Origin of the sequence: Mycolicibacterium neworleansense, assembly GCF_001245615.1 — a bacterium.
GTDB lineage: Bacteria > Actinomycetota > Actinomycetes > Mycobacteriales > Mycobacteriaceae > Mycobacterium > Mycobacterium neworleansense.
Genome location: NZ_CWKH01000001.1, coordinates 2,201,893 through 2,222,890, shown reverse-complemented (window position 1 = coordinate 2,222,890; position 20,998 = coordinate 2,201,893). Strand labels below are relative to the sequence as shown.

The window sequence follows — 20,998 nt, the reverse complement described above, 5'->3', positions numbered from 1 at the left end:
CTTACCGCTGGTCAGGCCCTCGCCGCCGACGGAATCGACGCTGAACCGCCACGCAGTACGACAGTTTGTAGGACCCACGGACGCAGAGGCCGCCGGGAGCGTTAGGATTCAGTTCGATAAGCGGGATTTCCCGACGAATCTTTGGAGGATCTCTTGGTAGCCGAAGCGCCCCCAATCGGAGAACTCGAGGCACGTCGTCCTTTTCCGGAACGGATGGGCCCCAAGGGCAACCTGATCTACAAGCTCATCACCACGACCGATCACAAGTTGATCGGCATCATGTACTGCGTCGTCTGCTTCGCCTTCTTCTTCATCGGCGGTCTGATGGCGCTGTTCATGCGTACCGAGTTGGCGATGCCCGGGTTGCAGTTCCTGAGCAATGAGCAGTTCAACCAGCTGTTCACCATGCACGGCACGGTGATGCTGCTGTTCTATGCCACCCCGATCGTGTTCGGGTTCGCCAACCTGGTGCTCCCGCTGCAGATCGGCGCGCCCGACGTGGCGTTCCCGCGGCTGAACGCCCTGTCGTTCTGGCTGTTCCTGTTCGGTGCGCTGATCGCCCTGGGCGGCTTCATCACCCCGGGTGGTGCCGCGGACTTCGGTTGGACGGCCTACTCGCCGCTGACCGACGCGATCCACTCGCCGGGTGCCGGCGGTGACCTGTGGATCCTGGGTCTGGCCGTCGGTGGTCTGGGCACCATTCTCGGTGGCGTCAACATGGTCACCACCGTGGTCTGCATGCGTGCCCCGGGTATGACGATGTTCCGGATGCCGGTGTTCACCTGGAACATCCTGGTGACCTCGATCCTGGTGCTGATCGCCTTCCCGATCCTGACCGCCGCGCTGTTCGGCCTGGCCGCCGACCGCCACCTGGGCGCCCACATCTACGACCCCGCCAACGGCGGTGTCCTGTTGTGGCAGCACCTGTTCTGGTTCTTCGGCCACCCCGAGGTGTACATCATCGCGCTGCCGTTCTTCGGCATCGTGTCCGAGATCTTCCCGGTGTTCAGCCGCAAGCCGATCTTCGGTTACACAACGCTGATCTACGCCACCATCAGCATCGCGGCCCTGTCGGTCGCGGTGTGGGCGCACCACATGTACGCCACCGGCGCGGTCCTGCTGCCGTTCTTCTCCTTCATGACGTTCCTGATCGCCGTCCCGACCGGCATCAAGTTCTTCAACTGGATCGGAACGATGTGGAAGGGGCAGCTGACCTTCGAGACGCCGATGCTGTTCTCGGTCGGCTTCCTGATCACCTTCCTGCTGGGTGGCCTGTCCGGCGTGCTGCTGGCCAGCCCGCCGATCGACTTCCACGTCACCGACAGCTACTTCGTCATCGCGCACTTCCACTACGTGCTCTTCGGCACCATCGTGTTCGCCACCTACGCGGGCATCTACTTCTGGTTCCCGAAGATGACCGGACGTCTGCTCGACGAGCGCCTGGGCAAGCTGCACTTCTGGCTGACCTTCATCGGCTTCCACACCACGTTCCTGGTGCAGCACTGGGTCGGTGACGAGGGCATGCCGCGCCGCTACGCCGACTACCTGCCTACCGACGGCTTCACCACGCTCAACGTGATCTCCACGATCGGTGCCTTCATCCTGGGCATCTCGACGCTGCCGTTCGTGTGGAACGTGTTCAAGAGCTGGCGCTACGGCGAGCCGGTGATGGTCGACGACCCCTGGGGTTACGGCAACTCGCTGGAGTGGGCGACCTCCTGCCCGCCGCCGCGGCACAACTTCACCGAGCTGCCCCGGATCCGTTCGGAGCGCCCGGCGTTCGAGCTGCACTACCCGCACATGGTCGAGCGGATGCGCGCCGAAGCCCACGTGGGCCGCGCACATCACCCAGAGCTCGAGCCTGCGGACCGTTCCAGCTGACGGGTGGCAGCATCCGGGGGTGAGCACGTCGAGGATGTTCCGATGACCGGTGCTCCGCGAGAGCGCTCGTCGGTACTGATCACCGTCACCGGAGTCGATCAGCCCGGTGTCACATCGGCGCTGTTCGAGGTGCTCGCCCGCCATCAGGTGGACCTACGCAACGTCGAACAGGTCGTGGTCCGCGGCCGGCTCACCTTGGGTGTGCTGGTCGCGGCACCGGTCGAGACGGTCGACGGCGACGCGCTGCGCACCGATGTCGAGACGGCGATCAACCGGCTGGGCCTCGACGTCACGATCGAGCGCAGCGATGACATGCCCGTCATGCGTGAGCCGTCGACCCACACCATCGTGGTGCTGGGCCGGCCGATCACTGCCGAGTCGTTCAGCGTGGTGGCCCGCGCGGTCGCGGGTCTGGGCGTCAACATCGACACGATCCGTGGGGTTTCGGACTACCCGGTGACGGGACTGGAACTCCGCGTATCGGTGCCGGCGGGTGCCGCGTACAGCCAACTGCAGACGGCGTTGGCCCAGGTCGCGGTCGACGAAGGCGTCGACATCGCGCTGGAGGACTACAGCCTGGCCAGGCGGGCCAAGCGGCTTATCGTCTTCGACGTCGACTCCACCTTGATCCAGGGCGAGGTCATCGAGATGCTGGCCGCCCGGGCCGGGATGGAAGCCCAGGTCGCGGCGGTCACTGAGGCCGCGATGCGCGGCGAACTGGATTTCGCCGAATCTCTGCACCGCCGGGTGGCGACGCTGGCCGGACTGCCCGCCTCGGTGCTCGACGATGTCGCCGAACATGTCGAACTGACCCCAGGCGCCCGGACCACCATCCGGACCCTGCGGCGGCTCGGCTTCCACTGCGGCGTGGTGTCAGGCGGGTTCCGCCAGGTCATCGAGCCGCTGGCACACGAACTGATGCTGGACTACGTGGCCGCCAACGAGCTGGAGGTCGTCGACGGCAAGCTGACCGGGCGGGTCATCGGCCAGGTCATCGACCGGCCCGGAAAAGCCAAGGCGTTGCGCGACTTCGCCCAGCAGGTCGGTGTGCCCATGGAACAGACAGTGGCCGTCGGCGATGGTGCCAACGACATCGACATGCTGGCGGCCGCCGGTCTCGGTGTCGCGTTCAACGCCAAACCCGCGTTGCGCGAGGTGGCGGATGCATCGCTGAGCCATCCCTACCTGGACACCGTGCTGTTCATCCTCGGCGTCACCCGCGGTGAGATCGAGGCCGCCGACGCCCAGGACGGTGTGCTGCGGCGCGTCGAGATCCCCGAGGACTGACGGCGCTCCGGGTGAATACCGCACCGGTCCTGAAGTAGGGTGGGGGCATGGCGAACCTGAAACACACGGTCGTGGTTGGCGCGTTCGCCGTTGCGGCAGTTCTGGGGCAGCTCGCGGTCGCCGCCCCGGCCGAGGCCAAGCGATGCCCCTCGGGAACGGTGCAGACCAAGTTCGAGGGTGTGTGCGTGGCCGGTTCGTCCGGCGGTGGGATGGGTGCAGTGGCACCGCCGGTGATGGCGCCCAGCGCCGGGGGAACCAACATCACCAACCAGCCGGGACAGCTGCCGACGGTGAACGGGATTCCGTGCACCATCGAGCATTACAGCACCTGCTACGCAATGGCGCAGCAGCCGTAGAACTTTCGGCTAGACCACCAGCGTCTGCGGCTGCGCACTGAGCGTGCCGGTGATGCTGTGCCAGGCCCGTGCCAGTAGGTGCACCGCCTCTTCGAGTTCGGGTTCGGGCAGCGCATAGGGCAGCCGGATGAAGCGCTCGAGCGTGCCGTCCACGCCGAACCGCGGGCCAGCAGGCACATCCAGACCGAGCCGCATCGCGGCCGCGGACAACGCCGTGCTCATCGGCGCGGGCAGCCTCACCCACAACGACATCCCGCCGCGGCCGTGCCCGGGCTGCCAATCCGGAAGTTCGCGGGCCAGCAGCGCCACCAGGAACTCCCTACGCACGCGGATGATCTCGCGTCGCTCGGGCAGGACCTCCGCGCGCATCCCCAGCAACCGTGCCGCGGCGAGCTGTTCGAGGATCGGGGTGCCCAGATCCACCGACGGCCGGATCGCCGCGATGGTGGCCAGGGTGCCGCGTTCGGCGCGAATCCAGCCGACCCGCAGGCCACCCCAGAACGACTTGGACATCGAGCCGATGGTGAGCACCAGATCGTCGCGGGCCACCGAGGCGGCCAGCGGCTCCGGAGGAGCCTCATCGATCCACATGTCCGCGATCGACTCGTCGACGATGGTCCGGGTCCGCGTGTCGGAAATGATCTGCCCCAACCGCTTTCGCTCCGCGGGGGACATGGTGAACCCCGTGGGGTTGTGGCTGTCGGGAACCAGGTAGGCCAGGCTGGGGGCCAGCTGCCGCACGGCGGCGTGCACCGCGTCGAGCTCCCAGCCGTCGTCGGTCAGGGCGACCGGGACCGCCCGTGCCCCGGCCGTCGAGATCGCCGAGAGCGCACCGTGATACGTGGGTTGCTCGACGAGCACCCGATCACCGGGCTGGGTGTGGCTGGCCAGGATCAGACCGATGGCATGCTGGGCGCCGCTGGTCACCATGATCTGGCTGGGGTCGGTGGGCAACCCACGGGCGCAGTACCTTTCGGCGATGGCGGCGCGCAACGGGCCGACGCCCATCAACTCGTGCCCGGGCTCGCGCAGGTACGGCGCGATGTCGCGGCCGGCGTCGGCGAACGCCTCCAGCACGGCGGTACCGGGTGCGGACAGGGCCGCAGCAGCCAGGCTGACCGTCGGGGTGGTGGCCTCCGGCTCGATGTGAGTGGCCGCGGGAAGCGCCGTGGTGCTGCGGGCGCCGCGGCGGGCATGCAGATAACCGTCGTCGCGCAGCTGGGAGAACGCCGCGGTGACGGTGGTGCGGGACACCCGCAGCGATTCGGCCAGCGCCCGTTCGCTGGGCAGGCGCGATCCGACCGGCACCCGGCCGTCCACGATGAGCAACCGGATGGCGTCGGCCAGGCCCAGATAGGCGGGGCCACTTTGACTGGAGGTACGCCAGTTGCCAAGTTCGCGGGCCAAAAGGTCCACATCAAGAGCTCGGGCGGCCATATCTGTCGACATAATAAGGCCAGTATGCGCTAACTGGCTATTGAGCAGCAAGCCACATCGCCACGAATATGGACGCATGCCTCGGAACTGGATTTCTCGACTGGCGGAGAGTCTCCGCCGTCTGCATGACCCCGCCAACCTGCCCGGCGGTGCGTGCGATGTGGACGCCCGCCGCGTGCAGAGCGAGCTCGACGCGATCCGCGCCCGATTCCCCGATCACGCATGAGGACGGCGTTCACTCGCGGCGCGCTGCTCCTGATCGGCCTGTGCGGCTACGGCGTATCCATGGCGATGATGGTCCGCGCCGGGCTGGGGCTCGACCCGTGGGACGTCTTTCACCAGGGTCTGACCCGGCACACCCCGCTGAGTCTGGGCATGGCCTCGGCCGTCGTCGGCGTCGTGGTCCTGCTGGCCTGGATCCCGCTGCGCAACCGTCCCGGAATCGGGACCATCCTCAACGTCATCGTCCTCGCCGTGACGGTGGACGCGACGCTGGCCGTGCTGCCCGCGCCGTCGGCGCTGCCGGCGAGCATCGCGATGCTGCTCGGCGGCGTAGTGCTCAACGCGATCAGCACCGTGCTCTATATCGGTGCCGGCCTGGGCCCCGGGCCCCGTGACGGCCTGATGACCGGATTGGTGGCCCGCACCGGATTGTCAGTGCGGTTGGTGCGCACCGCGATCGAGGCGACCGTGCTGGCTGTGGGCTGGCTGCTGGGTGGCACCGTCGGCGTCGGCACCGTGGTCTATGCCTTCGGAATCGGCCCGCTCGTGCAGCTGTTCCTGCGGCTCACCCCGCGCTCGTTGTTGTTCCACGATTTCAGCGGCGGGCGTGCCCGAGCGGATCAGGATCCGGTCACTACGATGAGCGAGTGGCCGCAGGGGAACGCACCGACTCGACAATCAACGATGACGGAGACGGAACCGACCCCGACCTGTTGATCGACTTCGCCAGGGTGAGCCTGCGCCGAGGCGGCAACACCCTGGTCGGTCCCATCACCTGGACCGTGGAACTTGATGAGCGCTGGGTGGTGATCGGCCCGAACGGCGCAGGCAAGACCTCGCTGCTGCGGATCGCCGCCGCCACCGAACATCCCTCGTCGGGTACCGCCTATGTGCTCGGCGAACGGCTCGGCCGCACCGACATGTCCGAGCTGCGGGCCCGGGTCGGACTCAGCAGCTCGGCACTGTCGCAGCGGATCCCCGACAGCGAAGTGGTACGCGATCTGGTGGTGTCGGCCGGCTACGCCGTGCTGGGTCGCTGGCGCGAGGACTACGAGGACGTCGACTACGTCCAGGCCGTCGACATGCTGGAGAGCGTCGGTGCCGAACACCTCGCCGAGCGGACCTACGGAACCCTGTCCGAAGGTGAACGCAAGCGCGTCCTGATCGCCCGGTCGCTGATGACCGATCCCGAACTGCTGCTGCTCGACGAGCCCGCGGCGGGACTGGACCTGGGCGGGCGCGAGGAGCTGGTGGCGCGGTTGACCGATCTGGCGGCCGACCCCGATGCGCCGGCCATGGTGCTGGTCACCCATCATGTCGAGGAGATTCCGGTCGGATTCAGCCACGCGCTGATCCTGTCGGAGGGCAAGGCGGTTGCCTCGGGTCTGCTGACCGAGGTGTTGACTGCTGAGAACCTGTCCAAGGCGTTCGGTCAGTCGATCGCGCTGGACGTGATCGACGGGCGTTACTTCGCCCGGCGGACCAGGAGCCGTGCGGCTCACAGGAGGCGAGAATGAGCGCTACGACGGACCCACTGGTGCCGCGCCCGGCGGCGACGGTGATGCTGGTGCGGGACACACCGTCCGGCATCAAGGTGTTCATGATGCGCCGGCATGCGGCGATGGATTTCGTGGCCGGGGTGATGGTGTTCCCCGGCGGTGGCGTCGACGACCGCGACCGCAACGCCGACATCGCCTGGTTCGGTCCCGAACCGGACTGGTGGGCTCAGCGTCTCGGCGTGGACACCGGGCTGGCCGAGGCGCTCGTGTGCGCCGCGGCCCGCGAAACCTTCGAGGAGTCCGGGGTGTTGTTCGCCGGCCCGGCCAACGACCCAGATGGGATCGTCAGCGACGCATCGGTCTACGGCGAGGCGCGTGCCGCCCTGGCCAACCACACGCTGTCCTTCGCCGACTTCCTGCGCCACGAGAAACTCGTGCTGCGGGCCGACCTGCTGCGCCCATGGGACAACTGGATCACGCCCAAAGAGGAACGCACCCGCCGCTACGACACCTTCTTCTTCGTCGGTGCACTGCCAGAGGGGCAACGGGCCGACGGTGAGAACACCGAAACCGACCAGGCGTTCTGGAGCACCCCGCAGGCCGGTCTCGATGCCTTCGAGCAGGGCGAGTCGTTCTTGTTGCCGCCGACCTGGACCCAGCTGAACTCCCTCAACGGCCGATCGGTGTCCGACGTCCTGGCGACCGAACGCAAGATCGTCGCCACCGAGCCCAACCTGTCCCTCGGCGAGGGAAGCTGGCAGATCGAATTCTTCGACAGCGGCCGGTACAACGCGGCGAGGAACCAACGGGCACCTCTGGGCCGCGGCCCGGAGGCAGCGGAAGCCGCTCAATGAGCGAGTTCGTCCGCGCGATCACCGGGGCCGCACCGGAGCAGGACGGCGTCGGCACCCTGATGCTGTCACGGCCGCCGACCAACGCCCTGACCCGGCAGATGTACCGCGAGATCGTCGCGGCCGCCCATGAGCTGGGCGAGCGCACCGACATTTCGGTGGTGATCCTGTTCGGCGGACACGAGATCTTCTGCGCCGGCGACGACGTCCCCGAACTGCGCACGTTGAACGCGGCAGAGGCCGCCGCCGCCGACACGGCATTGCGCCAGTGCATCGACGCAGTGGCCGCCATCCCCAAGCCCACGGTGGCCGCGATCACCGGGTATGCCCTGGGCAGCGGGCTGACCCTGGCGATGGCCGCCGATTGGCGGGTCAGCGGCGACAACGTCAAGTTCGGGGCCACCGAGATCCTGGCCGGGCTGGCACCGCGAGCCGGTGGCGGCGCGCAGCTGGCCGAGGTCATCGGGGCCAGCAAGGCCAAGGAACTGGTGTACAGCGGCCGGTTCGTCGGCGCCGAGGAGGCGCTCGCACTCGGCCTGATCGACCAGATGGTGGCACCCGACCACGTGTACGACGAGGCACTGGCCTGGGCACGGCGATTCGTCGATCATCCGGTGGACGTACTGGCCGCAGCGAAAGCCGCCGTCGACGGAGTGACGGACCGGCCCTGACATCCACCCCACCCGGGCCGTTAGGCTGCCCTTCATGACTGACATCAAGGATTCCGGCGCCGACGTTGACGCGGCGGTCGATGTAGCTGGCATGCCGACTCCTAACCCGCACGCCACGGCCGAACAGGTCGAGGCCGCGATGCACGACAGCAAGCTCGCGCAGGTGCTCTACCACGACTGGGAAGCCGAGACCTACGACGAGAAGTGGTCGATCTCCTACGACCAGCGCTGTATCGACTACGCCCGTGGCCGGTTCGACGGGATCGTCCCGGAGTCCGAGCAGCGTGAGCTGCCCTACGACCGCGCCCTCGAGCTGGGCTGCGGCACCGGCTTCTTCCTCCTCAACCTGATCCAGTCCGGTGTCGCGCGCCGCGGTTCGGTGACCGACCTGTCGCCGGGCATGGTGAAGGTGGCCACCCGCAACGGTCAGTCACTCGGCCTGGACATCGACGGACGGGTCGCCGACGCCGAGGGCATCCCGTACGAGGACAACACCTTCGACCTGGTGGTAGGGCACGCCGTGCTGCACCACATCCCCGACGTCGAACTCTCGCTGCGCGAGGTGGTCCGCGTGCTCAAGCCCGGCGGCCGTTTCGTATTCGCCGGCGAACCCACCACGGTCGGCAACAAGTACGCCCGTGAGCTGTCCACCCTGACCTGGCACGCCACCACCAACCTGACCAAGCTGCCCTGGCTGAGCGGCTGGCGTCGGCCCCAGGCCGAACTCGACGAGTCTTCCCGCGCCGCGGCGCTGGAAGCCGTCGTCGACCTGCACACCTTCGACCCGGCCGATCTGGAGCGGATGGCCTCCAACGCCGGTGCGGTCGAAGTGCGCACGGCCAGTGAGGAATTCACCGCCGCGATGCTCGGCTGGCCGGTGCGCACCTTCGAGGCCGCCGTCCCGCCCGGGCGGCTGGGCTGGGGCTGGGCCAAGTTCGCCTTCAGCAGCTGGACCACGCTGAGCTGGGTCGACTCCAACGTGTGGCGCCGCGTGGTGCCCAAGGGCTGGTTCTACAACGTGATGGTCACGGGGGTCAAGCCCTCCTGAGCGGTGGAGTAGCGTTCGACCTCTCACACGTCGCTTATCTGCGGTCGGAGGCGGGGGAGCAGGCCCTGGGTGAGGTGGCCGAGCGCCGCCTCACCGGAGCCGGTCTGGTCAGTGACATCGCTGCCGTCCGAACACAATTCGGTGACCGCGCCGGAATTCTGGTGGAGACCGTACAGCTCAGGCGCCGGGCCGCGGCCAAATTCGACGACCCGGGGCGGTGGCTGTTCACCGACGAGGCGCTGCAACAGGCCACGGCCGCACCCGTGGCTGCCCACCGGGCCCGCCGGCTGGCCGGTGCCCGCGTGCACGACGCCACCTGCTCGATCGGCGGTGAGCTTGTGGCACTGCGTGATTGCGCAACGCAGCTGCTCGGAAGCGATCTCGATCCGGTGCGTTTGGCGATGGCCGCGCACAACGCCGAAGGCGTCGACCTCTGCCGGGCCGACGCGCTGGCGCCCGTCACTCGCGACACGGTGGTGATCATCGACCCCGCCCGCCGGTCCGGCGGACGGCGCCGCTTCGACCCGCGCGCGTACACCCCGGCGCTCGACGCGGTCCTGGACGTCTACCGTGACCGCGACCTCGTGGTGAAGTGCGCCCCGGGAATCGATTTCGACGAACTCGCCAAGATGGGGTTCGCCGGGGAGATCGAGGTGACCTCGGTCGGCGGCAGCGTACGCGAAGCCTGCCTGTGGTCACCGGGTCTGAGCCAACACGGCGTGCATCGGCGCGCCAGCCTGCTCGAGACCGGGGAAGAGATCAGCGACGCCGAACCCGACGACTGCCCTGTCGCGCCGGCCGGGCGCTGGATCGTGGACCCTGACGGTGCGGTGGTGCGTGCCGGCCTGGTGCGCCACTATGCGGCGCGGCACGGGCTGTGGCAGCTCGACCCCGACATCGCCTACCTGTCCGGCGACGAGTTGCCCGTCGGGGTGCGCGGATTCGAGGTCCTCGAACAGCTGCATTTCCAGGAGCGGCGACTGCGCGCGGCGCTGGCAGCCCGATCCGTGGGCGCCCTGGAGATCCTGGTTCGGGGTCTGGACGTGGATCCCGATGCGCTGCGGTCCCGGATGCGGCTGCGCGGCACCGAACACCTGTCGGTGGTGATCACGCGGCTCGGTTCCGGGGCGGCCGCCCGGGCGACGGCATTCATTTGTCGCCCGTCGCGATAGCGGCAACGTACCCTGAACGAAACACGCCGGTGCATCCACCGGTGTGAGTTGATCGCCTGCGAGGACGACTGACGATGCGAATTCCCCCTGTGACAGCGCTGCTGGCAGCCGGTGCGCTGCTCGGCTGGCTCGGCATGCCCGTGGCAGCTGCGCAGTCGGCCTGCGCCGACCTCGGCGGCACCGTCGACGGCGACCAGATCTGTCAGGTGCACACAGCCAACGCCACCTACACGCTGGATTACACGTTCCCGGTCGGCTACCCCGATCAACCGGCCGTCGCGGCCTACCTGACCCAGACCCGCGACGGATTCGTCAACGTCTCGGACATGCCCGGTTCACGCGATCAGCCGTACGTCCTCGACGCCAAGGGCACCGCCTACAGTTCCGGGACGCCGGCGCACACCCAGAGCCTGGTGTTCGAGGTGTATCAGAACGTCGGTGGCGCCCACCCCCAGACCTGGTACAAGACGTTCAACTACAACGTGGCCACCCGGGCGCCGATCACCTTCGACACCCTTTTCAAGCCGGGCTCCAGACCGTTGGACGTGATCTTCCCGATCGTTCAGCGTGAACTGCAGAAGCAGTCCGGTGTGGAACAGGCCATCCCTCCGACCGTCGGCCTGGACCCCGTGCACTACCAGAACTTCGCGATCACCGACGACTCGGTCATCTTCTTCTTCGGGCAGGGCGAGTTGCTGCCCGAGGCCGCCGGGGCCAGCCAGGCCAGCGTGCCGCGGTCCGCCGTGGCGGCACTGCTGGCCTGACCTCGCGATCAGGCCGGGGCGAAGCCGTACACCTGGCCGTCGCTTGTCGCGGTGACGATCCGGTGATCGTGCCCGATCGACACCCCGACGGGCCAGCCGGTGGCCTCCGGCACGGGATATGCGTTGAGCGTGTGTCCATCGGCGGTGTCGAACACCAACAGGGTCTGACCGTGCCCACCTTCGCGGGCAACGGTGTAACCGACCCCGCCCGCCCGGCTCGACGTGGTCAACGGGACGACATCGTCACGGGTCCAGGCCACCTCGCCATGGTCCCCGGCATCGCGCACCGCGGTCAGTTTGGCCTCGGGGCCGCCGCCGGCCACGATCAGGCCGTCCGGTGACACCGATGGTGGCGTCTGGGCCAGATAGTTCAGTGGCACCGACCATTTCGGCGTGCCGTCGGCGGAGTTGAGCGCCCACAGTTTCTGGTCACGGCCGTTGACGTACACCGTCGAACCGTCGGCGGACAGCACCGGGCTGCCCAGCGGCCCGCGCCCGACGGCGGTGCTGGTCCACTCCTGCGTCAACAACGTCTTCTCGCCACGGTGGTAACGCAAGCCGACCAGCACCGGCGCCTCGGCCCCGGGCTGCCACACGCTGAGCACCACGCGACCGGCCTCATGAGAGAAAGCGGGCGCCGCCGCCACCGGGCACCGCGACCGGGCCGGCTGGCAATCGCCCAGACCCCGCTGGGAATCGGTCGGGTCCACGCCGGAGACCAGATCCAGCGGTGTTCCCACCACAGTGCCCCGGTGCCCGTCGAACACCAGCACCTGACCCAGATGGGTCACCACCAGTAGTTGGCCGTCATCGAGAAGCCTGGGTGTGGTCGGCATGCCGATCACCGGCTGGCGCCAGCGGATCCACTGCGTCGGGGGGAAGGACAGGATGGTTCCGGGCTGTCCGACGTAGACGTTGTCGAACCCGTCGAACAGGGGACTGGACCAGCCACCGCCCAGGACCAATCGGGTGCACCAGCGCTGACGGGCGTTGTTGTCGGCCTCCCACACCATCAACGAGCAACCCCCGGCGGTCTGCGCGTTGACCGCCAGGCGATTGTTCGCGCTCAGGGCCACCTGGGCGCCCACCTCACCCTTGACCGAACGGCTCCACTCGAGGCGCAGCGCCTCGGGACCAGGGGATCGGGTGTAGCTGCTGTTGGCGGCGTCTCCGTACTGCGCCGACCAGCCTTGCGCGGCATGTGCGTCCACCCACGAATCGGTGTTCTCGCAACCGGCGAGCAGGCCTGTGAACAGCACCGCGACCGCCAGTGCAAGGTATCGCCGGAACACGATGTCCTTTCGTCGCCGAACACGCGGGGCGCTCGTATTTGTGACCCACGTGAGGGTAACCGTTCTGTCCGGAGGCCCGGAGCGCAGTGACCCGGGACGCGTGCGGCAGTACAGGAGCGGAGCGACCCGGATGCCCGTCTGACGTCCTCGCGTAGGCTGTCCGGCCATGACGACGATGTGGGGCGCCCCGATTCACAAGCGCTGGCGTGGCTCCCGGCTGCGTGACCCGCGCCAGGCCGACTTCCTGACGAAGGCGTCGCTGAAATGGGTGCTCGACAACAAGGCCTACACGCCGTGGTACCTGGTGCGGTACTGGCGGCTGCTGAAGTTCAAGCTGGCCAACCCGCACATCATCACCCGCGGCATGGTGTTCCTCGGCAAGGGTGTGGAAATCCAGTGCACCCCTGAGCTGGCGCAGATGGAGATCGGCCGCTGGGTGCACATCGGCGACAAGAACACCATCCGCTGCCACGAGGGCTCGCTGCGCATCGGGGACAAGGTGGTGCTTGGCCGCGACAACGTGATCAACACCTACCTGGACATCGAGCTCGGCGACTCCGCGCTGATGGCGGACTGGTGCTACGTCTGCGACTTCGACCACAAGATGGACAACATCGACATGCCCATCAAGGACCAGGGCATCATCAAGGGCCCGGTGCGGATCGGCCCGGACACCTGGATCGCCGCCAAGGTCACCATCCTGCGCAACACCTCGATCGGCCGCGGCTGCGTGCTGGGTGCCCATGCCGTGGTCAAGGGTGAGATCCCCGATTACTCGATCGCCGTCGGGGCGCCGGCCAAGGTGGTCAAGAACCGCAAGCTGGACTGGGAGACGTCGGCCGCCGAGCGCGCCGAACTTGCTGCGGCACTGGCCGACATAGAGCGCAAGAAGGCTGCCAACAGCAACTGAGCGGACCGTTCAAGCCCTGTCGCACACCCCGGAGTCGCGGATCGTGTTCCCGTAGACATTGGCGGTGGCGATGTTGGCGTTGATGACGCCGGCCGGCTGCTGCTTGGCGATCTTGTCGCTGATCTGGGTGAACTGGTACCACAGGTGATAGATCGAGTCGCCGTTGTACAGCGGTGAATACTGGCTCTGGTCCGGGTAATTGGTGATGTACAAGATGTGGGCGCGGGGATCCAGGAACGCCGCGGACTGATCGACGTTGGCTTTCACGGCATCGCCGGCGGCCTGCACACCGGGCGCGGTCCAATAGTCGTGCTGCTCGCCCAGGAAACGCTGGAAGCCCACGATCTGACCCATCAACGTGCCGTACTGCGCGTTGAACCACTGGCAGGACTCGCGTTGCGCGTCGATCTGCTCGGGGGTGACGCGGACCTGCCACAGGTTGTAGGGGAACACTGTGTAGTTCGGCGTCCAGTCCGACGGGTGGGGCACGAACGCGGGCAACGTGGGCGCTGGTTCGGCGGTTGCCGGGGCGGCCAGGCCGAGTGCGAGCGTTGCGCCGGCGAATGCGGTGCAGGCCGTACGTATACCGAGTCTCCAGGTCCGGGTCACGCCTCGATTGTGCTTGGCGGCCATCGCCAGCGGGCCCGGATCGGCGATTCTCGAACGCGCGCGTCAACCGGTCCAGTCGATGCCGAATCGATCGTTGAGGGCGGCCCGCCCCGAACTGGTGACGGTGAGGGCACGGTGACGCGGGGTACGGCGCAGCCATTCCGCGGCCAGGAAGTGGTCGAGAATCGCCCGGCCCAATCCGCCGGCGACATGGTGGCGCTGCTCGGTCCAGTCGACACAGTAGCGGACCAGAGGCCTTGGGCCGGTGGGTAATTCGATACCCATCTGACGCAGCAGGCGCTGACCGTCCGCGGTGAGCTGATAGGGCACATCGTGGCCAGGGCTGCTCAGCCGGTCGGTGCCGCCGGGGTGAAACCACCCGTCGCCGCCGGTGAGTACGCCGCGATCGAGCAGGCTGCCCATGAGCTGCACACCGAGCCGGCCGGCGATGTGGTCATAACAGGTCCGGGCCGAGCGCAGCCGCGCCGCGCGGGTGCCCTCCCGCAAGGAGGTGACGGGCCGGGCCGGCGCCAGCCGACCGAGTTGCTCGATGAGCGCACCGACCTCCGGCCCGGCCAGCCGGTAGTAGCGGTGACGGCCCTGCGTGCGGACCGTGAGCAGACCGGCCTCCGTCAGCTTGGCGAGATGACTGCTGGCCGTAGGGCGGCTCACGCCTGCCTCATCGGCCAGCACACTGGCCGGCAGGGCGCGGCCGTCGTCGAGCGCCAGCAGCACCTTGCAGCGGGCCGGATCGGCCAGCAGCGCGGCCACCGCGGAGATGTCCAACTCGGTTGCCCCAGCCAGTTCCCGGGCTTCACGCATGGCATGACTCCTTCCTGAGGGTCCGGTCAGCTTGGGCTGCCGCAGCGGGCGTCCGGGTGCGTCGGGTCAGCCGTAGCGCCAGTACCGCGCCGAACAACTGACATCCGGCACCAACCAGCAGTGCGGTCCGTACCCCTGCCGCACCGCCCACGACCGTCATGGCACTACCCAACACCGCGACCCCGACAGTGATACCCAGCAGCCTCGCCAGATTCACCACGCCCGCGGCCAGGCCCGTCCGCCCCAGCGGGATCGCGGCCATCGCCAGCGTCACCGCCGGGCCGGTGTTGAGGGCCAGCCCCGCCCCCGCGAGCACCAAGGACAACTCCAGCCACCCGATGGCGCCCAATGGTCCGGCTGTGGCGTAGAGCAGAGATCCCGCCGCCATCAGGGTCAGGCCGGCGGCCATCGGCGGGCGTGGCCCGGTCCGGCGGGCCAGCCGATTGGCGACCGGGATCAGCAGCAGGTAGACGACCGCCATCGGCAGGAACCACACGGCTGTGGCCAGTGCGCCGGCGCCCCGGAGCTGTTGAAAGGCAAAGCTGTTCACCAGAAGCAGGCCGTAGATGCCGAACGTCATCGCGAATGTGGCCAGCAGGGCGCCGATCAGGTGGCGGCTGCCGAACACGTCCAGCGGCAGCATCGGATGCGGGCTGCGGCGCTGGGCAGCCAGGAATGCGGCGCACGCGGCCAGGGCCGTCGCGCCGATTGCCACCGTCTGCTGCCAATGCCAGTCGTGCCCCTCGACCAGCAGCAGTGTCGTGGTGCCCAGGGCCAGGACGGCCAGGCACTGACCGCCCAGGTCGAGGCGTGCGGCGTGCGGATCGCGCGAATCGGGCAGGTACGAGACGCTCATGACCAGCGCGAGCAGGCCGATCGGCACGTTGACCCAGAAGATCCAACGCCAGCCGCTGGTGTCGGCCAGGACGCCGCCCAGCAGGGGTCCCAGCGCGGTGCTGCTCGCCGCGGCCATCGCCCACGCCGCAGTGGCCCGGGCCCGCCCGCGCGGATCCGGATAGACCGCTGCGGCGATGGCCAGGCCCTGCGGCAGCATCATCGCCGCGCCGAGCCCCTGGACCGCCCGGGCCACCAGTAACAACGTCAACGACGGGCTCAGCGCGCAGGCGATCGAGGCCGCGACGAAGATGGCCAGGCCGATCCGCAGCATGCGGCGCCGGCTGAACCGGTCACCCAACGATCCCGCGGTGAGCAGGAACGCCGCGAACGTGACGTTGTAGGCGTCGATGGTCCACTGCGCACCGGTCACCCCGCCGCCCAGGTCGGCGCCGATCGCCGGGAGCGCCAGGTTGACGGCGTTCGCGTCGACCAGGCCGATGAACAGCCCGAGATAAGCGGCGATCAGCGTGACGACGGGGGATCGTTGTGGAGCCATACCCGCACGCTAAGTGCGGATTGATTCGACGCCGGTCGAATCAGCGGTCGGGCAGTGCGTGCTCGACGATCGGGCGGCGGGGATGCGGTTCCCGCTCGGCCCGTTTGGCAGCCAGATAGACCTGACTGGTCTCGGCGGCCACAGTGTGCCAGTCGAAGTCGGCGCTGAGCCGCTCGCGGGCGGCGATCGCCCGGCGCTGCGCGGCCTCGGGATCGTCGAGCACGGCGCGTACCGCCGCCGCCAGCCCCGCCACATCCCTTGGCGCGAAGGACATTCCGGTCTGGCCATCGATCACGGCTTCACCAAGGCCGCCCACGTTCGAGGTCACCAGCGGCGTTCCGGTGGCCGCGGCCTCCAGCGCCACGATGCCGAACGGCTCGTAATGGCTGGGCAGCACCGCCGCGTCGGCGGACTGCAGGGCCTGCAGCAGCTCCTCGTGACCGAGCCGCCCGACGAACCGGGTTGCCTTGAGCACCTTGTGCTTGCGAGCCTGCTCGACGAGCCACTGCTGCTGGGTGCCGTCACCGGCGATGGTCAGCGTGGTGCCGGGGTGCGCTCGCCGGATACGGGGCAGGGCCGCGATCGCGTCGTGCACGCCCTTCTCGTACTCCAGGCGACCGAGGTAGAGCAACTCGGGTGGGCCCTGGCGCGGGCGTCGCGGCGCGAACGGCCAGAGGTCGGCGTCGATGCCGTTGCGGATCACCCTGATCTCGGACAGTTCCGGTCCGAACAGCTGGGTGATCTCGTCGCTCATCGAGGCCGAACACGTGATGAGCGAATCGGATTCGCGCACCAGCCAGGATTCCACGGCATGCACCTGCCGGCTGATCGAGCCGGAAACCCATCCGGAATGCCGGCCCGCCTCGGTGGCATGGATGGTGGAAACCAGTGGTACATCGAAGTATTCGGCCAGCGCGATGGCCGGGTGGGCCACCAGCCAGTCGTGGGCGTGAACCAGGTCGGGGACCCAGCGGTCACCCGAATTGTCTTTGACGGCAAGGCCGGTGCGCACCATGGCATGACCCATGGCCAGCGTCCAGGCCATCATGTCGGTGCCGAACACGAACTCGTGTGGATCCTGCGCGGCGGCCACCACCCGCACGCCCTCGCTGACCTCGTCGGTCGACGGGTGGGTGCTCGGATCGGTGTCGGTGGGCCTGCGGCTGAGCACCACGATCTCGTGGCCCGCTTCGGCCAGCGCGGTGGCCAGGTGGTGCACGTGCCGGCCCAGACCGCCGACGACGACGGGCGGGTACTCCCATGACACCATCAGGATCTTCATGACTGCGTGCCTTCATGCCGGTGCGACTGTGCGGACAATGCTGTGGATCGGCGGCGTGTCGGGCGGCAGACGCGCACGCTCGCGCTGGGGGTCATTTTGGCAGACGCCGGGCGTCGAGGGCGCCGAACAGTCCGTCGGCCTTGTTCCAGCCGTCGGCGAGCCGCTCGGCATGGTCGCGACGGCCCGAGGCCAGCGCGTCGGAGATCTCGCGCGTGGCGTGGGCGTGCAGATGGGCCCGGTAGCGCGCATAGTCGGCGGCCGAATCCTTGCTCACCATGAACGGCCAGTCGCTGGACACGGTCAACAGTGTCTCTCGCAGGATCTGATCGGCCACCCGGTCACGGGCGGTCGGTGCGCCGACCGCGGCATGCTGGGTGAGCGCCTTGTCCACGGTGCTCAGCGCGCCGTCGACCACCTCGCTGTTGAGCTGCACCAGATCGGCCACCTTCTCGCCGTTCCAGACCTGCCAGTTCTTGCCCGAACCCCATGAGCTGGGCGGCAATTCGACCGGAGAACCGATGAATCCGCCGGCCTTGGCATCGGCGAGGGTGCCCACCCGCACACCGGCCGCGGGCAGGGCCCGCAGCACCCGGCCCAGCCACTCCGGCCCCTCGTACCACCAGTGCCCGAACAGCTCGGTGTCGAATGCGGCCACCACGTGTGCCGGACGGCCGATCCGCTCGCTCTCGCTGATCAGCCGGCGGCGCACCACCTCGACGAAGTCGGCGACATGCTCGTCGATCGCGCGGTCGGCGCGCTGCGGGTCGTAGGGTGCCTTCTCCTCGGACGGGACGTTGCGACCGGTGACCCGGGACGGCTTGAGGCCGGTGGTGTGGTCGTAGGTGTGGAAATCCCGGTAGGAGGCGTGGCCGGGGTAGCCGGACTTCGGCGACCACACCCGGTAGCTGACCTGCAGGTCGCGCCCGAAAGCCACCACGTCGGTCTCGCCGACCGGCCGGCCGAGCGCGGTGTCACCGTGCAGCGACGGTCCGTCGACCATGAAGTGCCCGACACCGGCGGCGGCATATCCGGTCTCCATGCCGGGCGCGTACGCGCATTCGGGTGCCCAGATGCCGACCGGGGTTTGAGCGAACCGCTGCTGGGCGTCAGCCAGGCCTTCGCGCAGCGCGAACTCGCGCAGCCGCGGGTTGAGCAGCGGCTGGAACGGGTGTGACAGCGGGCCGCCGAGCAGCTCGATGGTCTCGGCGTCGATCAGCTGGCGCAGCAGCCCGCTGGCGCCGTGCCGCCAATGGGTGGTGAATTCCTCGATGGCCGCGCCCGCCTCGGCGTACTCACGAATGCCGAACTGCCGCAAGCCTTCCGGCTCGCGCAATGTGGTGGCCTCCTGGGCGCGCAGCTGCCAGTTGGCCAGCCAGTGATGCATGCCCGTCAGGCAGTAGGGGTCATCGAGCTGTGCGGTGACCACCGGCGTCATGCCGAGGGTGATCAGATGGCTGCGGTCCTCGGCGGCCAGCCCGCGCAATACCCGCATCAACGGCAGGTACGCCGCCGCCCAGGACTGGTAGAGCCACTCCTCGCCGACCGGCCAGCGGCCGTGATGAGCCAGCCAGGGCAGATGGGTATGCAGGACGAGCGTGAACAAACCCGGAGCCGGATTGCCGGCGACATGGCGCCGAGGTACCGGGTCGGGGTCGGCCTCCCGAGTGGAATGCGTCACGGCCGCACCGCGATCGCCACCAGATCGAGGCTGTCGTCGATGTTGCGCTCGTCGGCGGAGGTCAGGTCGAAGTCGTCGATGCTCACCGCCGCCACGTCTGCGAGCAGTTCCTCGGGCCACGGTGCGTCGGCCACGGCGCGCTGCACCTGCGCCTCGATGATCGAGCCGCCGTGCCGGGCGTCCAGTTTCGCCAGCCCGGCGCCGTGGAAGACGCCGAGCATCGACTCGACGTTGAATCCGGCGTCGTGCAGCAGTTCGGTCAGCTCCGCGGCATTGAGTTCACGGGTGTGGAACGGGTTGAGCGGGGTGTCCCGACCGGGGGAGAAGGTGATCCGGTTGGGGGTGGAGACCAGGAACACGCCGCCGGGCCGCAGCACCCGGAAGCACTCGGAGACGAATTGGCCTTGATCCCACAGGTGTTCGATGACCTGGAAGTTCACCACGACGTCGACCGACTGGTCGGCCAGCGGCAGCTCGGCGAGGTTTCCGTGCTGGATCTGCACCCTGGGGTAGCGGGCCCGCACGTGGGCCACCGTGGCCTCGTCGTAGTCCAGCGCGACGACTCGGCGCGCCACGTCGGCGATCAGGTCGGCACCGTAGCCCTCACCGCAGCCGGCCTCCAGGACCTCGCGATCGACGCACCGGCCGGCCAGCCGCTGATACACCACCTCATGCCGGCGAAACCAGTAGTTCTCCTCCGCCAGGCCGGGGATGGTCCGCTCGCCGGTCAGGGGTAGGGCGTGATCCGGGTCGCCAACGAATGCGCTCATTGGAAGGCAGGCTAACCCAGCCTTACCCAGGTTGAAGGGGTCGGTGGCGATTCAACCTACGGTTCGGATACCTCAGGGGTGTGGTAGGGGAGGCCGGAATACAAACTCCGACCAGCTATGGTGTTCCTGCGAACCATCAAAAGTTACCGACCGGTAACATGATGCTAGTTGCCTAGAACGTGATATGAGCCCGGGCCACCGGTCTCATCGAGGAGGACGAACCAGAGTCATGACGAACATCGTGGTCCTGATCAAACAGGTCCCAGACACTTGGTCGGAGCGCAAGCTGTCCGACGGCGATTTCACCCTCGACCGCGAGGCTGCCGACGCCGTGCTCGACGAGATCAACGAGCGCGCCGTGGAAGAGGCGCTGTTGATCAAGGAGCGTGAGGGCGGCGACAGCACTGTCACCGTGCTGACCGCCGGTCCGGAGCGCGCCACCGAGGCGATCCGCAAGGCGCTGTCCATGGGTGCCGACAAGGCTGTGCACCTCAAGGACGACGGCCTGCACGGCTCCGACGTGATCCAGACGGGCTGGGCGCTGGCCCGCGCGCTGGGCACCATCGAGGGCACCGAGCTGGTCATCGCCGGCAACGAGGCCACCGACGGTGTCGGCGGCGCGGTCCCGGCCGTGATCGCCGAGTACCTGGGCCTGCCGCAGCTCACCCACGTGCGCAAGCTGAGCGTCGAGGGCGGCAAGGTCACCGCTGAGCGTGAGACCGACGAGGGCGTTTTCAGCCTCGAGGCCTCGCTGCCGGCCGTGGTCAGCGTCAACGAGAAGATCAACGAGCCCCGCTTCCCCTCCTTCAAGGGCATCATGGCCGCCAAGAAGAAGGAAGTCACCGTGCTCACCCTCGCCGAGATCGGCGTGGAAGCCGATGAGGTCGGCGTTGCCAATGCCGGTTCCAAGGTGCTGTCTTCGACCCCGAAGCCGCCGAAGACCGCCGGTGAGAAGGTGACCGACGAAGGTGACGGCGGCACGAAGATCGCCGAGTACCTGGTCGCGCAAAAGCTCATCTAGCCCACCCACTTCCGAAAGACATAACGAGAACTC

The 20,998-nt window shown here is 68.2% G+C and carries 20 protein-coding genes; 12 read left to right on the top strand and 8 right to left on the bottom strand.

Going from position 1 to position 20,998, the window contains the following annotated elements:
- Positions 1-153: 153 nt before the first annotated feature.
- From ctaD to BN2156_RS10485, 3 genes are read left to right on the top strand one after another with little or no spacing between them, the layout of a single operon-like run.
- The gene (gene ctaD / locus BN2156_RS10495) at positions 154-1,881 is read left to right on the top strand and encodes an aa3-type cytochrome oxidase subunit I (protein ID WP_090515750.1); all 1,728 of its coding nucleotides are present in this window, start codon (positions 154-156) and stop codon (positions 1,879-1,881) included.
- Between the two features lie 42 nt (positions 1,882-1,923).
- Positions 1,924-3,168 (top strand): phosphoserine phosphatase SerB, encoded by a 1,245-nt coding sequence (serB, locus tag BN2156_RS10490; RefSeq protein ID WP_090515748.1) that lies wholly within the window; start codon positions 1,924-1,926, stop codon positions 3,166-3,168.
- Positions 3,169-3,215: 47 nt separating this feature from the next.
- Positions 3,216-3,524 (top strand): hypothetical protein, encoded by a 309-nt coding sequence (locus BN2156_RS10485; RefSeq protein ID WP_090513196.1) that lies wholly within the window; start codon positions 3,216-3,218, stop codon positions 3,522-3,524.
- 9 nt (positions 3,525-3,533) lie between these two features.
- On the opposite strand, the gene yczR is transcribed toward BN2156_RS10485, so the two are convergent.
- Positions 3,534-4,973 (bottom strand): MocR-like transcription factor YczR, encoded by a 1,440-nt coding sequence (yczR, locus tag BN2156_RS10480; protein ID WP_090513193.1) that lies wholly within the window; start codon positions 4,971-4,973, stop codon positions 3,534-3,536.
- Between the two features lie 210 nt (positions 4,974-5,183).
- On the opposite strand from yczR, the gene yczE reads away from it, so the two are divergent.
- The 7 genes from yczE to BN2156_RS10440 all read left to right on the top strand — a co-directional run bounded on the left by yczE (position 5,184) and on the right by BN2156_RS10440 (position 11,188).
- Positions 5,184-5,900, top strand: coding sequence for a membrane protein YczE (gene yczE, locus BN2156_RS10470; RefSeq protein WP_090513188.1), 717 nt, complete (start codon positions 5,184-5,186; stop codon positions 5,898-5,900).
- Positions 5,831-6,700: an ABC transporter ATP-binding protein gene (locus tag BN2156_RS10465; RefSeq protein ID WP_210436597.1), complete on the top strand. Its 870-nt coding sequence runs from the start codon at positions 5,831-5,833 to the stop codon at positions 6,698-6,700. The genes yczE and BN2156_RS10465 overlap by 70 nt, the downstream gene beginning before the upstream one ends.
- Positions 6,697-7,536, top strand: coding sequence for an NUDIX hydrolase (locus BN2156_RS10460; RefSeq protein ID WP_090513185.1), 840 nt, complete (start codon positions 6,697-6,699; stop codon positions 7,534-7,536). Before BN2156_RS10465 ends, BN2156_RS10460 begins: the two co-directional genes overlap by 4 nt.
- On the top strand, positions 7,533-8,204 hold the full coding sequence (locus BN2156_RS10455; RefSeq protein WP_090513184.1) for an enoyl-CoA hydratase: 672 nt from the start codon (positions 7,533-7,535) through the stop codon (positions 8,202-8,204). Before BN2156_RS10460 ends, BN2156_RS10455 begins: the two co-directional genes overlap by 4 nt.
- A gap of 91 nt (positions 8,205-8,295) precedes the next feature.
- The gene (locus BN2156_RS10450) at positions 8,296-9,252 is read left to right on the top strand and encodes a class I SAM-dependent methyltransferase (protein WP_090515742.1); all 957 of its coding nucleotides are present in this window, start codon (positions 8,296-8,298) and stop codon (positions 9,250-9,252) included.
- A complete protein-coding gene (locus BN2156_RS10445) occupies positions 9,210-10,424 on the top strand; it encodes a THUMP-like domain-containing protein (protein WP_407661723.1) in 1,215 nt (404 codons plus the stop codon). Before BN2156_RS10450 ends, BN2156_RS10445 begins: the two co-directional genes overlap by 43 nt.
- Positions 10,425-10,498: 74 nt before the next feature.
- On the top strand, positions 10,499-11,188 hold the full coding sequence (locus BN2156_RS10440) for an esterase (RefSeq protein ID WP_090513182.1): 690 nt from the start codon (positions 10,499-10,501) through the stop codon (positions 11,186-11,188).
- A gap of 8 nt (positions 11,189-11,196) precedes the next feature.
- Here the strand turns inward: BN2156_RS10440 and BN2156_RS10435 are convergent, their stop codons facing one another.
- The gene (locus BN2156_RS10435; protein ID WP_090513180.1) at positions 11,197-12,480 is read right to left on the bottom strand and encodes a BamB-related PQQ repeat family beta-propellar protein; all 1,284 of its coding nucleotides are present in this window, start codon (positions 12,478-12,480) and stop codon (positions 11,197-11,199) included.
- A gap of 166 nt (positions 12,481-12,646) precedes the next feature.
- On the opposite strand from BN2156_RS10435, the gene BN2156_RS10430 reads away from it, so the two are divergent.
- Entirely contained in the window at positions 12,647-13,390 is a 744-nt protein-coding gene (locus tag BN2156_RS10430) for an acyltransferase (protein WP_090513177.1), read from the top strand.
- Between the two features lie 9 nt (positions 13,391-13,399).
- Here BN2156_RS10430 and BN2156_RS10425 read toward each other — a convergent pair whose 3' ends face one another.
- The 6 genes from BN2156_RS10425 to BN2156_RS10400 form a co-directional block, all read right to left on the bottom strand.
- Complete coding sequence (locus BN2156_RS10425) at positions 13,400-13,999, bottom strand: hypothetical protein (protein WP_407661661.1); 600 nt, start codon at positions 13,997-13,999, stop codon at positions 13,400-13,402.
- Positions 14,000-14,062: 63 nt separating this feature from the next.
- Entirely contained in the window at positions 14,063-14,821 is a 759-nt protein-coding gene (locus tag BN2156_RS10420; protein WP_090513175.1) for an ArsR/SmtB family transcription factor, read from the bottom strand.
- Positions 14,814-16,214, bottom strand: a complete 1,401-nt coding sequence (locus tag BN2156_RS10415) for an MFS transporter (protein ID WP_090513172.1) — start codon at positions 16,212-16,214, stop codon at positions 14,814-14,816. The genes BN2156_RS10420 and BN2156_RS10415 overlap by 8 nt, the downstream gene beginning before the upstream one ends.
- Positions 16,215-16,254: 40 nt before the next feature.
- A complete protein-coding gene (locus tag BN2156_RS10410) occupies positions 16,255-17,496 on the bottom strand; it encodes a glycosyltransferase family 4 protein (protein WP_090513170.1) in 1,242 nt (413 codons plus the stop codon).
- 91 nt (positions 17,497-17,587) lie between these two features.
- Positions 17,588-19,099 (bottom strand): 1,4-alpha-glucan branching protein domain-containing protein, encoded by a 1,512-nt coding sequence (locus tag BN2156_RS10405; protein ID WP_090515738.1) that lies wholly within the window; start codon positions 19,097-19,099, stop codon positions 17,588-17,590.
- A gap of 71 nt (positions 19,100-19,170) precedes the next feature.
- The gene (locus BN2156_RS10400) at positions 19,171-19,944 is read right to left on the bottom strand and encodes a class I SAM-dependent methyltransferase (protein WP_090513167.1); all 774 of its coding nucleotides are present in this window, start codon (positions 19,942-19,944) and stop codon (positions 19,171-19,173) included.
- Positions 19,945-20,173: 229 nt separating this feature from the next.
- On the opposite strand from BN2156_RS10400, the gene BN2156_RS10395 reads away from it, so the two are divergent.
- Positions 20,174-20,965, top strand: a complete 792-nt coding sequence (locus BN2156_RS10395) for an electron transfer flavoprotein subunit beta/FixA family protein (protein WP_090513165.1) — start codon at positions 20,174-20,176, stop codon at positions 20,963-20,965.
- Positions 20,966-20,998 lie beyond the last annotated feature (33 nt).

Bases quoted from the DNA above. Each gene is read 5' to 3' on its own strand.
- BN2156_RS10430 (WP_090513177.1), top strand. From the start codon at position 12,647: ATGACGACGATGTGGGGCGCCCCGATTCACAAGCGCTGGCGTGGCTCC.
- BN2156_RS10460 (WP_090513185.1), top strand. From the start codon at position 6,697: ATGAGCGCTACGACGGACCCACTGGTGCCGCGCCCGGCGGCGACGGTG.
- yczR (WP_090513193.1), bottom strand. From the start codon at position 4,973: ATGTCGACAGATATGGCCGCCCGAGCTCTTGATGTGGACCTTTTGGCC.
- BN2156_RS10485 (WP_090513196.1), top strand. From the start codon at position 3,216: ATGGCGAACCTGAAACACACGGTCGTGGTTGGCGCGTTCGCCGTTGCG.
- BN2156_RS10415 (WP_090513172.1), bottom strand. From the start codon at position 16,214: ATGGCTCCACAACGATCCCCCGTCGTCACGCTGATCGCCGCTTATCTC.
- BN2156_RS10455 (WP_090513184.1), top strand. From the start codon at position 7,533: ATGAGCGAGTTCGTCCGCGCGATCACCGGGGCCGCACCGGAGCAGGAC.
- serB (WP_090515748.1), top strand. From the start codon at position 1,924: ATGACCGGTGCTCCGCGAGAGCGCTCGTCGGTACTGATCACCGTCACC.
- yczE (WP_090513188.1), top strand. From the start codon at position 5,184: ATGAGGACGGCGTTCACTCGCGGCGCGCTGCTCCTGATCGGCCTGTGC.
- BN2156_RS10420 (WP_090513175.1), bottom strand. From the start codon at position 14,821: ATGCGTGAAGCCCGGGAACTGGCTGGGGCAACCGAGTTGGACATCTCC.
- BN2156_RS10440 (WP_090513182.1), top strand. From the start codon at position 10,499: ATGCGAATTCCCCCTGTGACAGCGCTGCTGGCAGCCGGTGCGCTGCTC.
- BN2156_RS10450 (WP_090515742.1), top strand. From the start codon at position 8,296: ATGCCGACTCCTAACCCGCACGCCACGGCCGAACAGGTCGAGGCCGCG.
- BN2156_RS10410 (WP_090513170.1), bottom strand. From the start codon at position 17,496: ATGAAGATCCTGATGGTGTCATGGGAGTACCCGCCCGTCGTCGTCGGC.
- BN2156_RS10400 (WP_090513167.1), bottom strand. From the start codon at position 19,944: ATGAGCGCATTCGTTGGCGACCCGGATCACGCCCTACCCCTGACCGGC.
- BN2156_RS10395 (WP_090513165.1), top strand. From the start codon at position 20,174: ATGACGAACATCGTGGTCCTGATCAAACAGGTCCCAGACACTTGGTCG.